Raw genomic sequence first — 13,520 nt, forward strand, 5'->3', positions numbered from 1 at the left:
CGTGCCGATGGGGAGGCGTCATGCAGCTGTACATCAGCGTGGTCGAAGGTCGGCCGGATCCCCTGGCCGGCCGAGTCGAAGGCGTCCTGCGGGCCGCCTCCGTGGACAGCGGCAGTCTCGAACGCTGGTACGAGGCGGACCGCGCGGTGTTCGGCAAGGAAGTGGTGGTCCACGCCGGACCCCAGGCCACGATCGGGGAACTCTGCGACGAGGCTTTGCGCGTCGCGCATGCAGAGGGGCTGTCCACCATTTCCCTCGCCGATGCGCGGCGGGTGCAAGGAGGAATGCGCGACTCGTCCATACAATGGGAACAAGAGTTCGGCGCTTCGCCCAACGTGATGGGGAACTACTGCCGCCTGCTGCCGGGTCGGGAATGCGTTCTGATCGGTATCGAAATCACCGAACTGACCGACGACTACCAGCCTCTGCCGGTGGCGGAGACGCTGGACCGGGCCGGGTTCACCGACGGCGACCGCCTTGTCCTGCGTATCGAAACGATGCCGCCGAGAACGGGGCCCGCCCCGGAGCCCGTCCCCGCCCAGGCGTTGCCTGTTCCCGATCCCGAGACGATGCTGTCCGTGCTCCAGCTCGCGGCCACGTCCGACAGCGCTCGCACGATCCCGCGGTTGTGGGGCGTGCTGCTGTACACCGAAGCCGATACCGCGGTCGCCACCTACGTGCGCGCCCAGTTCGACGAGCTGAACGCCCTGACCGGCCCGCTGCTGAGCGTTCTGGTTATGGAACGTCCCGCCAGCTGGCGTACCGCGTGCCGTTACTGGCGGCAAACGCTGGAGCCGCCGCTGTACCGGGCGTTCTCCGCAATGCGGTGGCTGTCATGGCTGCCCTACGACAAACACCGCTGCCACGACATCGCCCGGCAGCTGGACATCCCGCCCGACCACCTTCCCTGCCTCGCGCTGTTCCCGGGCGCCGACACCGGGCAGCGGCTGGTGTTCCCCATCCGCTCGGCGACTCCGGACGCGTTCCGCCGCCTGTTCGGTGCGATCAACAATGCCATCAGCCCTCTTGGAGCCGAGCCTGCGTCGCCCCGGCGGCCCGCACACCGGAAAGACCCTGTTCCGTACCGGATGGGCTGGCTGCCGTCCTGGCGTTACTCCTCGCTGCTCCGCGGAAACGCCGGCGACGACGTCATGGCCGAAGAGGCCGTCGAAACCGTGCGGGCGATAACCGGTTCGGCGGCACGCCTCGACGAACGGGCCTTCGCAGAAGTGCGTGCTGCCGAAGAGCGTATTCTTGCTGCCATCGAACCGGTGCCGGACCGTGCGGGCCGATTCGAGCTGTACGGGAGCACCGTTTTCATCCACCACGGAGGGGGTTCGTTGACCGAGAACTTCAACTTCTACGGGCAGACCACATTCATCAATCGCCCGGTCGACACCGTTGTCAAGGATTTCCAGCAGACCTACGGGTCCGTGCAGCACCAGGAGAGCCTTTCCGAGCTGCTGCGTGCGATCCTCACAGCGAAGCTGCCGGAAAGCGAAAAGGCGCAGGCCGCCCAGGCCGTCAGCCGGATCGCCACCGACCTCGCCGTGCCGGACCCCAAGGCCGCGAGCGCCAAACTCGCGACCCTCCGCACCACCCTCACCGCGGCGGCCGGTGCCGCTCTGCCGGCACTGGAAATCATCAACAAACTCCTTTCACTCCTGGGGCATTGACGCACCGGCGGTCCCATGAAGGGCGGCCGCCACGCCCGGAATGCGGCAGGATGCCTGCCATGACCGTGCCTGCCCTCCCCGACGAGACCTTCCGCCGCGTGCTCTGCGTCGTCGCGCATCCCGATGACATGGAGTACGGCGTGTCCGCCGCCGTTGCCAAGTGGACTTCGCAAGGGATCGAGGTCGCCTACCTGCTGCTCACCCGGGGTGAGGCCGGGATGCCGAACCCGCCCGAGGAGACCGCGCGGCTGCGGGTTGCCGAGCAGCGGGCCGCCTGTGATGCCGTCGGTGTCGACCAGCTGACCGTTCTCGAACACCCCGATGGCGTGCTCGTCTACGGCCTCGATCTGCGGCGGGACATCTGCCGGGAGATCCGGCGGTTCATGCCCGACGTCGTCTTCGGGTCCGCCTTCGACGTCGAGACCGGGTTCGGGTTCGACCAGGCCGATCACCGGGCCGCCGGGCTCGCCACGCTCGATGCCATCCGGGATGCCGGGAACCGGTGGGTGTTTCCCGAGCAGGTCACCGGCGAGGGCCTCGAACCGCACTCCCCGCGGTGGTACCTCCAGCCCGGCTTCCGGAACGCCACCCACGGCGTCGACGTCACCGGTGAGCCGCTGCGGCGCGGTGTCGCCTCGCTCGAGGCGCACGCCGGCTACCTGGCCGCGCTGCCGGACCACCCTGCTCCGGCCGAGCTCATCCCGCAGTTCGCCGCCATGAGCGGGAAACCGCTGGGGGTCGAGCACGCCGTCCTGTTCCGGGCCCACGACCTGCAGGCGCCGCCGGACTTCGACGCCGTCGACTGACTGCGAAAAGCGTGGCCGCGGGCGGGATCCGCTGCGGACAATGGCGGGATGGCGTTCACCGAACCACCCGATCCCGGCCGCGCGCGCACCCTGGCCGAGCTCATCGCGCAGCTGCGGCTGCTGAAGGCGTGGGCGGGCGGGCCGTCGTACGCGCAGATCGCCGAGCGGGTGAACCGGCTCTGGACCGCGGCCGGGCGGCCCGCCGCCGAGCGGACCGCGCGGACCACCGTGGCCGACTGCTTCAAGGTCGGGCGGGCGCGGCCGAACACCGATCTGCTGCTGGCCGTCGTCGAGGTGCTGCACCCGGACCCCGGTTACCTCGCCGGCTGGCAGGACGTGCTGCGGGCCGTGCGCGGGCGGGCCGAGGCGGCGACCTTCGTGCAGGCCCAGCTCGGGCTGCCCGAGCCCGTCCCGCACTTCACCGGGCGCCGGGCGGAAACCGCGCTGCTCGGCGACGCCGGCGGCGGGCAGGTCGCGGTGATCGCCGGGATGGCCGGGGTCGGCAAGACCGGGCTGGCCGTCCACGCGGGACACGCCCTGCTGCGCACCGGGCGGGTCGACAACGCGCTCTTCGTGAACCTGCGCGGGTTCCACCCCGACCCCGGCCAGCCGCCGGTGGACCCGGCCGCCGTGCTCGACTCCTTCCTGCGGCTGCTCGGCGTGCCCGGGCACGCCGTGCCCGCCGACCTGCCCGGCAAGACGCGGCTGTACCAGGAGCGGTCGGCCGGACGGCGGCTGCTGGTCGTCCTCGACAACGCGCGCAGCGAGGACCAGGTCCGGCCGCTGCTGCCCGGCGAGCGCGGCGGCCCGGTGCTCGTCACCAGCCGCATGGCGCTCACCGGGCTGACCGGGGCCGTGCACGTCCGGCTGGACGCGCTCAGCCCGGACGAAGCGCTGGCCTACCTGCGGCGGACCGTCGGCGCCGAGCGCGTCGACCAGGCGCCCGGGGTGGCCCGGCGGATCACCGCCGAACTCGGGCGGCTGCCGCTCGCGCTGACGCTGGCCGCGTTGTGGATGACCGCGCCCGCCCACCGGTCGTGGCTGCTGGCCGACCACCTCGAACGGCTCGAACAGCGGCGCGCGCACCTGCGGCTCGACAACGCCGTGGACGCCTCGATCAGCCTGTCCTACGACCAGCTCGGCGAGCCGGAACAGCGGGCGCTGCGGCTGCTCGCCCTGCACCCGGGCGCGGACCTGGACGCCTACGGCATCGCCGCGCTCACCGGGACCGGCCTGGCGGCGGCGACGCGGACCGCGGAGCGGCTCGTCGCCGCGAGCCTGGTGCGGCGCGGTGACGGTGACCGGTTCGAGCTGCACGACCTCATCCGCGCGTTCGGCATGGCGCGGGCCCAGGACGAGGACGCCCCGGCCGGCCGGAAGGCGGCGCTGTCGCGGCTCCTCGACTACTACGCCTTCGCCACCGCGACCGCGATGGACCACTACGCGCCGCGGACGCGCAGCCACCGGCCGCACGTCCCCGACCCCGGCCTGCCGGTCCCGCCGCTGACCGGTCGCGAGCCGGCGGGCGCGTGGCTGGACGCCGAACGCGCCAACCTGGTCGGCGCCGGCGTCCACGGGGTGGCGTCGGGCCACGCGGGTCTGCTGTCGCGCCTGCTGTTCCGGTACCTGCAGACGGCCGGTTACATCCGGGAGGCACTGGCCCTGCACACGAGCGCGACGGAGTCGGCGGACCCGGTCGCCCGCGGGCACGCGCTGACGAGCCTCGCGGCCACCCACAGCCAGGTCGGCCGCTACGAGGTGGCGACACAGCACGCCGATCAGGCGCTGGCCTGCTTTCGCGCGGCCGGGGACCGCACCGGCGAGTGCCGGGTGCTCGGCACGCTGGGCGCGATCGCCTCCTGGAACGGCGACTTCCTGCGGTCGGCGGAGGTACTGGGCGAGACGCTGACCCTGGCCCGCGAGCTCCGCGACCGGGTCGGCGAACGCACCGCGCTGACCAACCTCGGCTACGTCTACGGGCGGCTGGGCTGGTACGCCGAGGCGCTGGAGATCCACGGGAAGGCGCTCGCCATCGACCAGGAGACCGGCGACCTGAGCGACACCGGCCGCACCTTGCTCAACATCGGCGACACGCACCTGCGGTCCGGCAGCCACGAGCAGGCCTGCGCCCACTTCCGCCGCGCCACGGCCATCGCCGAGCGGGCCGGCGACCGGGACCTGCACGTGGAAGCGTTGCTGTGCCTCGCGGACGCGTCACTGGAGCTCGGCGACCCCGGCCACGCCCGGACGACGCACGAATGCGCGCTCGCGATCGCCGCGGAGCTCGGCAGCCTGCACGCGGCGGCCCGCGCGCACACCGGCCTGGCCAGGGCGCTGACGGCGCTGGGGGAGCGGGAGCAGGCCCGGCAGCACTGGCTCGCGGCCCGCGAGCACCACCGTGAGCTGGGGCTGCCGGAGCCGGCCGAGATCACCGAGGGTGCCGGCCGGTCGGTGACGGCGGGCGGCTGAGCGCGCCGGCGTCCGGGTTCGTCCGGGATTGCTGCCCGGGGCCGCGGCGCACCGCAATGCTCGCAGCCGGCGCGGGCGGCGGGAACCGCTTCCCGCACCGTGGACACCACTGTCGAAGGGAGACACCATGGGGCGCCTGATCGACCGCGTGCTCAACCGGATCGTGCCCACCGCCGAGGCTTCCGCCTGCAGCGGCGGCTACTTCTGCAACGCGCAGGGCCACCCCGGCTACTGGTACCGGTTCTGCTGCCCGCAGACCGGCTGCGAGTGGTCCAAGGTCCGCAGCAGCTGCTGAAGCCGGCCGGGTGGTGTCCGCCGCCTTCCCCGCGGACACCGCCCGGTGTGGAGGGAGTGCCATGGAGTATCTCCGGGCCGCCGGCGTGGCCCTGATCGCCGTGGTGTTCGCCGCCTCGTCGGTCTCGAAGCTGCGGGACTTCCGCGGGTTCGCGCGGTCGGTGCCCGTGCTGGTGCCGATGCCCGCGGGCTGGGTGACGCCGGTTTCGGTGGTCGTCGTGGCCGCCGAAGCGGGCAGTGCGGTCCTCGTCGCCGTGCCGGCCACGGCGACGGCCGGCTTCCTCCTCGCGTCGGCGTTGCTGCTCGCCTTCACCGTCGCCATCGCCGCTTCGCTGCGACGCGGGCGGCCTGCCCCGTGCCGCTGCTTCGGCGTGTCCGAGACGCCGGTCGGGCCGCGTCACCTGGTCCGCAACAGCGTGCTGCTCGCCCTCACCCTCCTCGGCGCCCTCGCGCCGGGGCCCCTGCCGCCCCTCGCCGGGGCCGTCGTCGCGTTCGGCGCGGGGGTGGTCGTGGCCGTGCTCGTCATCGCGATGGATGACATCGCCGTCGTGTTCGCAAGGAGTTCCTGATGCCCTTCGTCGTCGCCGCCCTGGTGCTGCTCGGCCTGCTGTGCCTGCTGAACCTGCTCCTCACCGTCGGGATCCTGCGCCGGATGCGCGCCCGGACCGCCACGGCGTCGCCGTTCGCGCTGCGTCCGGGTTCGGCCATCGGCGACTTCGCCGCCACCACGACCGACGGCGAGCCGCTCACCGCCGCCGCACTGGACGGCACGGTCGCGTTCTTCTCCGCCGACTGCCCCGCCTGCCACGACACCCTGCCGGACTTCCTCGCCTACGCCCGCGAACAGGGCCGCGACCGCGTCTTCGCCGTCTTCGGCGGCGACGACCCGGACACCGTGCGCGCGCTCGCCGAGGTCGCCCGAGTCGTGCCGGCCGACCTCGACGGCGGGCCGGTCGCCGCCGCGTTCCGCAACACCTGGACGCCCGCGCTGTACGTGGTGGACGGCGGGCGGGTGGTCGCGACCGCGGGCCGGGTGCACGAACTGCCCGTCCCCGCCGGGCGGTAACCGTGGCGGAACCGCGGATCGGCGCGGGCCGGGTGCGCGCCGCGGCGGCGGCCGCCGCCGTGCTGCTGTGGCGATCCGGCCCGGCGCGGCTGACGGCGCTGCTGCTCATGACGGCGGCCGCGGCCGCCGCCCCGATCGCCACCGCCTGGCTGACCAAGCTCGTCCTCGACCGCCTGACCGGCCGCACCGGCGCGGTCGGCGGCCTCGCCGCGGCGCTGGTGGCCGCCGGGCTCGCCGTCGCCGCGCTGCCCGTGGTGGTGCACTACGTCCGCGCGCAGATCGGCCGTGCGGCGAGCACGGTCGCCACCGACGGGCTGTTCGCCGCGCTGGGCCGTCAGGTCGGGCTCCGCACCTTCGAGAACCCCGCGTACCAGGACCGGTTGCGGCTGGCCCAGGAGAGCTGCGGCCGGATGCCGGAGATCGTCGACGGCGTCGGCGGCACCCTCAGCGGAACGCTTTCCCTGGCCGGGTTCCTCGGCTCGCTGCTCCTGCTGAGCCCGGCGATGACCGGGGTGGTGCTGGCCGCTGCCGTGCCCGCGCTGCTCGCCGAACTGCTGCTGGCCCGGCGCCGCGCCGCGGTGGAGTGGCGCATCGAACGGTTCACCCGGCGCGAGTTCTTCTACAGCCAGCTGCTCACCGGCATCCCCGCCGCGACCGAGATCCGGCTGTTCGGCGTCGGGGCGTTCCTGCGCGCCCGGATGATGGACGAGCGCCGCAGCGCCAACGAAGCCCAGCGCCGCATGGACGAGCGCGAACTGTGGACCATGGGCGGGCTGACCGTGCTGAGCGCGGCGGTCGCCGGCGCGGGGCTCTGGTGGGCGATCACGTCGGCGCGCGGCGGGTCGTTGAGCGCCGGTGACGTGTCGATGTTCGTCGCCGCCGTCGCCGGGGTGCAGGCCGCGCTGGGCACGCTGGCGTCGTCGATCGCAGGAGGCCAAGCGCGGCTGCTGTCGTTCGCGCACTACGTCGCCGTGGTCCGGGCCGCCTCCGACCTGCCCAGCGGGAGGTTGCCGGTTCCCGCGTTGCGGCAGGGGATCGAGCTGCGGGACGTCTGGTTCCGGTACAGCGACGAACACCCGTGGGTGCTGCGCGGGGTGGACCTGACCATCCCGCACGGCTCGGCGGTCGCCCTGGTCGGGCTCAACGGCGCGGGCAAGAGCACGCTCGTGAAGCTGTTGTGCCGCCTGTACGACCCGACGCGGGGGCAGATCCTCTGGGACGGCGTGGACCTGCGGGACGTGCCGCACGCGTTGCTGCGCGACCGGATCAGCGCCGTGTTCCAGGACCACATGAACTACGACATGACCGCGGCCGAAAACATCGCGCTCGGCGACCTGTCGGCGTGGGACGACCGCGCGCGCCTGGTCGGCGCCGCGACCCGCGCGGGCGCGCACGACCGGATCGCCGCCCTGCCCCGCGGGTACGACACGCCGCTCACCCGGATCTTCGAGATCGGCACGTCGGCGGGGGTGGTGCTGTCCGGCGGGCAGTGGCAGCGCCTGGCGCTGGCCCGGTCCCTGGTCCGGGAGGGGCGCGACCTGATGATCCTCGACGAACCGAGCTCCGGCCTCGACCCGGAAGCCGAACACGAGGTGCACGCGAGCATCCGCGAGCACCGGCAGGGCCGCACGAGCCTGCTCATCTCGCACCGGCTGAGTGCGGTGCGCGACGCCGACCGCATCGCCGTCCTCGAGGACGGCCGGATCACCGAGCTGGGCACGCACGAGAGCCTGCTCGCCGACGGCCGCGGTTACGCCCGCCTGTTCCGCCTGCAGGCCGACGGTTACCAGGCCGTGCCGTGAGAGCGCTGGTCCTCGCGGTGCTGCTGGCCGTGTTCGCCGCCCGCCGCGTGCTGATCCTGACCACAGTGGACGGTCCGAGCATGGCACCGGCGCTGCGGTCCGGCGACCGCGTCCTGGTCCGCCGCACCCGCCGTCCCCGCCGCGGCCAGGTGGCCCTGCTGCGGTTCCCGCCCCTGCCGAGCGGCGCCCCAGTGGGCGACCAGCTGCTGCTCAAACGCGTGGTGGCGGTGGCGGGCGACCGGATTCCCGACGGCTGGGCGGAGCCGGACGTCCACGGCCTGGCTGGGGCAGTGGTCCCGCCGGGCTGCACGGTGGTGCTGGGCGACAACCGGGCGACCAGCTGGGACTCACGGCACTACGGGTTCGTGCCGCGGGAACAGCTGGTCGGCGTGGTGGTGCGGCACGTCTTCCGGGCGTAGGCCGTTCGAGTGAACGTGGCGCGGACCGTTCGCGGAGGCGCGCCCGGCCGCCCCTGAGTGGCATGACGCGAGCGAACAAGGGACAGCCGGACGGGTCGTCGCCGGTCGACCGCATCTTCGTCGGCGCCGGGTCGATCTACGTCGTCACCGGCTCGACGGCGGTCACCCTCGCGGTCGCCGCCTTGGCGGTGGCCCTCGCGGTCTTCGGCAACCGCCGTCGGGTGTGACACGGTGACCGCCTCCGCCGACTCATGCCACGACCCAGCAGTGCTCTCGGCCACTCTCCGGAGATCCATGACGGGCAAGCAATCCTCCGCGCGTGCGAGTTACGAGGACTTCTACCGCTCGCATGCGCCGCGAGTCATCGCACACCTGCTGTACCTCGGTTTCCCGAAGCACATCGCGGACGACGCGACGCAGAGCGCGATGGTGGACGTGCACCGGAACTGGCACAAGATCGGGAAACCGCACCTGTGGGCCCGCAAGGCCGCGGAACACCACGCCGGCCGGCTGTTGCGGAAGACCCGGAACGAGGTGCCCTGGCCGGACGCCTACGACCAGCCCGCCGCCGAAGCGCCGGAGATCGCGTTCGTGGTCGAACGGCACAGCACGTTGGTATCGCGGGTGAACGAGCTTCCCGAGCCGCTCAAGATCGTGTTCGCCCTGCTCTTGGACGACCTCGAGACGAAGGAAATCGCGGAGTACACGGGAGCCTCGGTCAGAGTGGTCCAGAAACGCCTGAAGCAGGCTCGCGAGCTGTTGCAGAGCAAATTCGTCGACGACGGACGATGGGAGGGAAACCGGTGAACGACGACGAGTTCGACAAGATGGTGCGGGAGCAGCACCGCCTCTTCATCGCCGACATCTCCCGTGCCGTCGAAAGCCGCCCGGTTCCGGTGCACGTCCCGCCGCGCTCACGGGTGCTCCAGGACCTCTCGGCAAAACCGGGCGGGGCGCAGCCCGGGTGGTGGGGAATCGGCGTGCGAATCGGAGCGACGTTGGTCGCGTCGGGCGCGGCCGTGGTGGCCTTGATCGTCTCACCGGTGCAGAGCCCGCAGCGTGACGGGCCGGCCGCCGCACCGCCGCCGAGCGCCCTCCACCCCGGGTCCCACGGGTGTCCCTGTGCCGGAACTCCGGGGCCGGCGAAGTTCAGCTTCCCGGTTCTGTTCCGGCCGGACAGCGCCGAACTCACCCCGGAGGCAAGAGACTTCGTCACCCGGTCGATCAGCGCGATCCACCCCACCGACCGGATCGTCGTGGTCGGGCACACCGCCCGCATCGGGGACGCCGAGTCCGCCCGCGCGTTCAGCGTCCGGCGCGCGCAGGCGGTGGCCGATCTCCTGACCAGCCTCGGCATCGCGGAAGACCGCCTGACCGTGCGAGGTGCCGGGTTCGACGAATCCCCGCCCGGAGACGACGCCCGGAGCCGCCGGGTCGAGGTCGACGTCGTGGCTCCTGACTGAGGCACACTGACCTCGTGGCTCTGCACGATCTCGGAACGGCCGTGCGCTGGTTGCGCGAGAACACCGACCCCGCCGCTCTCGGTCTCGCGCCCGGCCGGAACCGGCGGGTCCGCGGCCTCCGGCGGGAGGAGCTCGCCGAGCGGGCCGGTGTCTCCGCCGACTACCTCAGACGCCTCGAGCAGGGACGCCGTCAGCCCTCCCCAAGCGTTGTCGACGCCCTCGCGCGTGCCCTGGACGTCGGGCGGGCCGAGTACGAACGGCTCTGCGCCCTGGCCGGGTACGCCCCCGCCGACGGGCACGTTCCCCGCGATGCCGGGGCGGGTGCCCTGCGGCTGCTGGAGCGGTTCGGTGACACCCCCGCCTTCCTGACCGATGCCGCGTGGAACGTCGTCGCCGTCAACACAGCCTGGCTGTCGCTGCAAGCCGGGGCGCCTGCCCGGCACGCACGGGACTGGAACGTCGCGTGGCGCACCTTCTGCAACGCCCTCGGCGGGATCAGCCGGACCGACGACCGCGCGGCCGGGTTCCGGGCCATGCTCGCCGCGCGCCTGCGGGACACCGCCCTGCGCTACCCCTCCGACCCGTCCCTCGCCGAGCTCGTCGACGACCTGCGGACCCGGAGCCGGTCGTTCGACAGCCTGTGGCGCACGCCGGAAACCGTTGGCAGCTACGAGAACCAGGCCGTGTTCCGGCACCCCGACGGCACCGACCTCACGCTCGACGGCAACCTCCTGCACGTGCCCGGGGATGACCTGATGGCGGTCGTCCTCACCGCGGCACCGGCCGACGCCGCGCGGCTCGGGGAGGTCGTGCGCGCCGCCGGGGAGCCGGGTGTCGTCAGGGTGGGCCAAGCCGGCCCAGGCTGATCGCGCCGGGGGCCGTGATCATGGGTCCCCGAGGCGGCCGAGGGCGAGAGGAGGTCAGGCCCCGTCCTTGCGGCGGCGCGGCGCGGCCGAGCGGGGCGGTGTCGCGCGCATGTGGTCGCGCACCGGTGTCAGCAGGCCGGCGAGCGCCTCGACCTGGTCTCGCGAGAGCGGGTCCAGCAGCAGGCTGCTGACCACCTCGACGTGCCCGGGCAGGACCCGGCCGAGCAGCGCGCGCCCGGCGTCGGTGATGGTGACCGTGACGCTCCGCTCGTCGTCCGCCGACGGGCCGCGGACCACCAGTCCCGCCTTTTCGAGCAGCCCCGCCTGGTAGGTCAGGCCGCTGCGGCTGTAGACGACGCCGTCGGCCAGGTCGGTCATCCGGTGACTGCCCGACGGCGCGTCCCCGAGCCGGGCCAGCAGCTGGAACTGCACGTAGCTGAGGTCGCCCGCTTCGCGCAACTGCTGCTCGACCGCGTGCCGCAGCAGGCTGGCCACCTCGATCAGGGCGAAGTAGGCGCCGAGCTGCACGGGGTCGAGCGACGGTGGTGAGTCAGCCATCACCGCAGTCTACTGCTTCGAATTCGAAGGGTTGTCAAGGTGAGCGACCTCACTTGCTTCGAATTCGAAGTAGTCGTACTGTCATCGGCAGGTGCTTCGAATTCGAAGCAAGAGCGGAAGAGAGAGTCCGATGAAGGCAGTGCGTTTCCACGAGTACGGCGAACCCGGCGTCCTGCGCTACGAAGACGTCGAGCAGCCGGTCCCGGGCGCCGGGCAGGTCCGGCTCCGCGTCGCCGCGACGTCGTTCAACTCCGTCGACGGCAACATCCGCGGCGGGTTCATGCGCGGTCCCATCCCGGTCGAGCTGCCGCACACGCCCGGCATCGACGTCGCCGGCACGGTCGACGCGGTCGGCGAGGGGGCCGGCCTCGCGGTCGGCGACGAGGTGATCGGCTTCCTGCCGATGGACAAGCCCGGCGCCGCCGCGGAGTACGTCATCGCCCCGGCCGAAGCCCTGACGCCGGCGCCCGAGAGCGTTCCGCTGCCCGACGCGGCTGCGTTGCCGCTGGTCGGCCTGACCGCGTACCAGGCCCTGTTCGACCACGCCGGTCTGCAGGCCGGGCAGCGCGTGCTGGTCAACGGCGCCGGCGGCGCGGTCGGCGGCTACGCGGTCCAGCTGGCGCACCACGCCGGTGCGCACGTGATCGCCACCGCCAGCCCCCGCAGCGGCGACGCGGTCAAGGCGGCCGGCGCCGACGAGGTCGTCGACCACACCAGCACCGGGGTCACCACCGCGGTCACCGAGCCGGTCGACGTCGTGCTCAACCTCGCGCCGGTCGCTCCGGAGGAACTGGCCGCGCTGGTCACCCTGGTGCGCCCCGGCGGCGTCTTGGTCAACACGACGGTGTGGATGCCCGCGCCCGGCGACGAAGCGCGCAACGTCCGCGGCATCGACCTGTTCGTCCGCAGCGACGCCGGGCAGCTGGCGAAGCTGGTGGCGCAGGTCGACCGCGGCGAGCTGCACGTCGACGTCGCCGAGCGGGTGCCGCTGCCCGAGCTGGCCGCGCTGCACGCCCGCCCCGCGGTGCACGGCAAGGTCATCGTCGTCCCGGCGTCCTGACGCAGGCGGCGGACACCCACAGCATCGCCGCGATAGCGCCGGCGGCGAGCGTCAGCGAACCCGCCGGCCCGCCCGTCATCGCCCACAGGTCACCAGCCAGCAGCGCCGTGCCCGCGACGACCGAAAGCCCCGCGGCCCGGCGGTCGCCCGCACGGGCGAACCGGCGGCCGAGGACGTAGCAGGCGGCGATGAGCGCGGTGAACGAGATGCTGCCGGCCGCCATGTGGCCGATCGCGTGCCACGACACCGCCGCCGGCACCGCGTCGGGAGTGCCGGCGGGGAAGCCGTTCCCGGGATCCGGCGGGAAGAGTCCCGCCGCGATCATCCCGGCGCCGTAGCCGGTCAGGAGCTTCGGCAGCGCCCCGCCGCCGAAGCGGAAGCTGCCCGCGCCGATCAGGATGAGCACGCCCGCGACGACGAAGTTGGCGATCTGCAGCCAGCCCAGGGAGCCGGTGCTGAGGGCGCTGAGCGGGTGGCGGGTCAGGTCGAAGCCGTCGCGGGTCGCCGCCTGGGCCAGCGAGACGGTGGCCCACAGCGGGGCCGCGACGGCCAGGCAGGTCAGGCGCGCGGACGCCGTCGGGGCGGGGCGGGTGATGGTCGTGGTCATGCCGGAGTTCCTTTCGGGAGAAGGGGTTCAGAAGGTGACGCCGGCCTGGGCGGCTTCGGCGTCGTCGAGGAAGTCCTGCTCGATGCGCGGTGACGCGTGGATGCACATCATCCGCAGCGGCTCGGGCCCGACCGCGCGGAACGCGTGCGCCGTGCCCGCGCCGACCACCACGACGTCGCCCTGGTTCGCCGTCACCTCGCCGTCGGACGTGCGGACGAGGGCCTCGCCGGCCAGTACCACCCAGGTTTCCGAGTACGGGTGCACGTGGGCGCCCGGGCCCTGGCCTTCGGTGTTGTACACGTGGAAGAACGAGACGCCGGAGCCGTAGGCCTCGCCTTCGAACCGGGCCGTGCGGCCGGTGCCGATGCGCAGGTCGTCTTCCTTCGCGATGACCACCATGGGAGTTCCCCTTTCCGGGTGTTTCGGTCTGGCTG

16 protein-coding genes are annotated in these 13,520 nt (G+C 73.1%); 13 read left to right on the plus strand and 3 right to left on the minus strand.

Annotated features, from left to right (window positions below; translation table 11 throughout):
• The first annotated feature begins 20 nt into the window (after positions 1–20).
• The 12 genes from OO60_RS37235 to OO60_RS37280 all read left to right on the plus strand — a co-directional run bounded on the left by OO60_RS37235 (position 21) and on the right by OO60_RS37280 (position 10,861).
• The gene (locus tag OO60_RS37235) at positions 21–1,676 is read left to right on the plus strand and encodes a hypothetical protein (RefSeq protein WP_003063342.1); all 1,656 of its coding nucleotides are present in this window, start codon (positions 21–23) and stop codon (positions 1,674–1,676) included.
• Between the two features lie 50 nt (positions 1,677–1,726).
• Positions 1,727–2,482: a PIG-L deacetylase family protein gene (locus tag OO60_RS37240; RefSeq protein ID WP_033263116.1), complete on the plus strand. Its 756-nt coding sequence runs from the start codon at positions 1,727–1,729 to the stop codon at positions 2,480–2,482.
• A 48-nt stretch (positions 2,483–2,530) separates the two neighbouring features.
• Positions 2,531–4,951 (plus strand): tetratricopeptide repeat protein, encoded by a 2,421-nt coding sequence (locus OO60_RS37245; RefSeq protein ID WP_033263117.1) that lies wholly within the window; start codon positions 2,531–2,533, stop codon positions 4,949–4,951.
• A 127-nt stretch (positions 4,952–5,078) separates the two neighbouring features.
• The gene (locus OO60_RS47270) at positions 5,079–5,246 is read left to right on the plus strand and encodes a hypothetical protein (protein ID WP_003102776.1); all 168 of its coding nucleotides are present in this window, start codon (positions 5,079–5,081) and stop codon (positions 5,244–5,246) included.
• A gap of 61 nt (positions 5,247–5,307) precedes the next feature.
• A complete protein-coding gene (locus OO60_RS37250; RefSeq protein WP_003102779.1) occupies positions 5,308–5,814 on the plus strand; it encodes a MauE/DoxX family redox-associated membrane protein in 507 nt (168 codons plus the stop codon).
• Positions 5,814–6,311, plus strand: coding sequence for a TlpA disulfide reductase family protein (locus OO60_RS37255; RefSeq protein WP_003102786.1), 498 nt, complete (start codon positions 5,814–5,816; stop codon positions 6,309–6,311). The genes OO60_RS37250 and OO60_RS37255 overlap by 1 nt, the downstream gene beginning before the upstream one ends.
• A gap of 2 nt (positions 6,312–6,313) precedes the next feature.
• Positions 6,314–8,113, plus strand: a complete 1,800-nt coding sequence (locus tag OO60_RS37260; RefSeq protein ID WP_033263118.1) for an ABC transporter ATP-binding protein — start codon at positions 6,314–6,316, stop codon at positions 8,111–8,113.
• Positions 8,110–8,532, plus strand: coding sequence for a S26 family signal peptidase (locus OO60_RS37265; RefSeq protein ID WP_033263119.1), 423 nt, complete (start codon positions 8,110–8,112; stop codon positions 8,530–8,532). The genes OO60_RS37260 and OO60_RS37265 overlap by 4 nt, the downstream gene beginning before the upstream one ends.
• Before the next feature lie 62 nt (positions 8,533–8,594).
• A complete protein-coding gene (locus OO60_RS46735) occupies positions 8,595–8,759 on the plus strand; it encodes a hypothetical protein (protein ID WP_155848976.1) in 165 nt (54 codons plus the stop codon).
• 67 nt (positions 8,760–8,826) lie between these two features.
• Entirely contained in the window at positions 8,827–9,339 is a 513-nt protein-coding gene (locus OO60_RS37270) for an RNA polymerase sigma factor (protein ID WP_003102792.1), read from the plus strand.
• Positions 9,336–9,995, plus strand: coding sequence for an OmpA family protein (locus OO60_RS45215; protein ID WP_003102795.1), 660 nt, complete (start codon positions 9,336–9,338; stop codon positions 9,993–9,995). Before OO60_RS37270 ends, OO60_RS45215 begins: the two co-directional genes overlap by 4 nt.
• A gap of 14 nt (positions 9,996–10,009) precedes the next feature.
• Positions 10,010–10,861, plus strand: a complete 852-nt coding sequence (locus OO60_RS37280; RefSeq protein WP_003102798.1) for an MmyB family transcriptional regulator — start codon at positions 10,010–10,012, stop codon at positions 10,859–10,861.
• A gap of 54 nt (positions 10,862–10,915) precedes the next feature.
• Here the strand turns inward: OO60_RS37280 and OO60_RS37285 are convergent, their stop codons facing one another.
• Positions 10,916–11,419: a MarR family winged helix-turn-helix transcriptional regulator gene (locus OO60_RS37285; protein ID WP_003102800.1), complete on the minus strand. Its 504-nt coding sequence runs from the start codon at positions 11,417–11,419 to the stop codon at positions 10,916–10,918.
• A 130-nt stretch (positions 11,420–11,549) separates the two neighbouring features.
• On the opposite strand from OO60_RS37285, the gene OO60_RS37290 reads away from it, so the two are divergent.
• A complete protein-coding gene (locus OO60_RS37290; protein WP_003102802.1) occupies positions 11,550–12,479 on the plus strand; it encodes an NADP-dependent oxidoreductase in 930 nt (309 codons plus the stop codon).
• On the opposite strand, the gene OO60_RS37295 is transcribed toward OO60_RS37290, so the two are convergent.
• Positions 12,457–13,086 (minus strand): DUF998 domain-containing protein, encoded by a 630-nt coding sequence (locus tag OO60_RS37295; RefSeq protein ID WP_003102805.1) that lies wholly within the window; start codon positions 13,084–13,086, stop codon positions 12,457–12,459. The two genes, OO60_RS37290 and OO60_RS37295, sit on opposite strands and share 23 nt — an antisense overlap.
• A gap of 27 nt (positions 13,087–13,113) precedes the next feature.
• Positions 13,114–13,485 carry a cupin domain-containing protein gene (locus OO60_RS37300; RefSeq protein ID WP_003102808.1) on the minus strand — a complete coding sequence of 124 codons (372 nt, stop codon included), beginning with the start codon at positions 13,483–13,485 and terminating at the stop codon, positions 13,114–13,116.
• Positions 13,486–13,520 lie beyond the last annotated feature (35 nt).

The sequence above is a fragment of the Amycolatopsis vancoresmycina genome (genome assembly GCF_000716785.1).
GTDB classification, from domain to species: domain Bacteria; phylum Actinomycetota; class Actinomycetes; order Mycobacteriales; family Pseudonocardiaceae; genus Amycolatopsis; species Amycolatopsis vancoresmycina.

Bases quoted from the DNA above. Each gene is read 5' to 3' on its own strand.
- OO60_RS37255 (WP_003102786.1), top strand. From the start codon at position 5,814: ATGCCCTTCGTCGTCGCCGCCCTGGTGCTGCTCGGCCTGCTGTGCCTG.
- OO60_RS37270 (WP_003102792.1), top strand. From the start codon at position 8,827: ATGACGGGCAAGCAATCCTCCGCGCGTGCGAGTTACGAGGACTTCTAC.
- OO60_RS37285 (WP_003102800.1), bottom strand. From the start codon at position 11,419: ATGGCTGACTCACCACCGTCGCTCGACCCCGTGCAGCTCGGCGCCTAC.
- OO60_RS37295 (WP_003102805.1), bottom strand. From the start codon at position 13,086: ATGACCACGACCATCACCCGCCCCGCCCCGACGGCGTCCGCGCGCCTG.
- OO60_RS37235 (WP_003063342.1), top strand. From the start codon at position 21: ATGCAGCTGTACATCAGCGTGGTCGAAGGTCGGCCGGATCCCCTGGCC.
- OO60_RS37290 (WP_003102802.1), top strand. From the start codon at position 11,550: ATGAAGGCAGTGCGTTTCCACGAGTACGGCGAACCCGGCGTCCTGCGC.
- OO60_RS46735 (WP_155848976.1), top strand. From the start codon at position 8,595: ATGACGCGAGCGAACAAGGGACAGCCGGACGGGTCGTCGCCGGTCGAC.
- OO60_RS37300 (WP_003102808.1), bottom strand. From the start codon at position 13,485: ATGGTGGTCATCGCGAAGGAAGACGACCTGCGCATCGGCACCGGCCGC.
- OO60_RS37240 (WP_033263116.1), top strand. From the start codon at position 1,727: ATGCCTGCCATGACCGTGCCTGCCCTCCCCGACGAGACCTTCCGCCGC.
- OO60_RS37245 (WP_033263117.1), top strand. From the start codon at position 2,531: ATGGCGTTCACCGAACCACCCGATCCCGGCCGCGCGCGCACCCTGGCC.
- OO60_RS37250 (WP_003102779.1), top strand. From the start codon at position 5,308: ATGGAGTATCTCCGGGCCGCCGGCGTGGCCCTGATCGCCGTGGTGTTC.
- OO60_RS47270 (WP_003102776.1), top strand. From the start codon at position 5,079: ATGGGGCGCCTGATCGACCGCGTGCTCAACCGGATCGTGCCCACCGCC.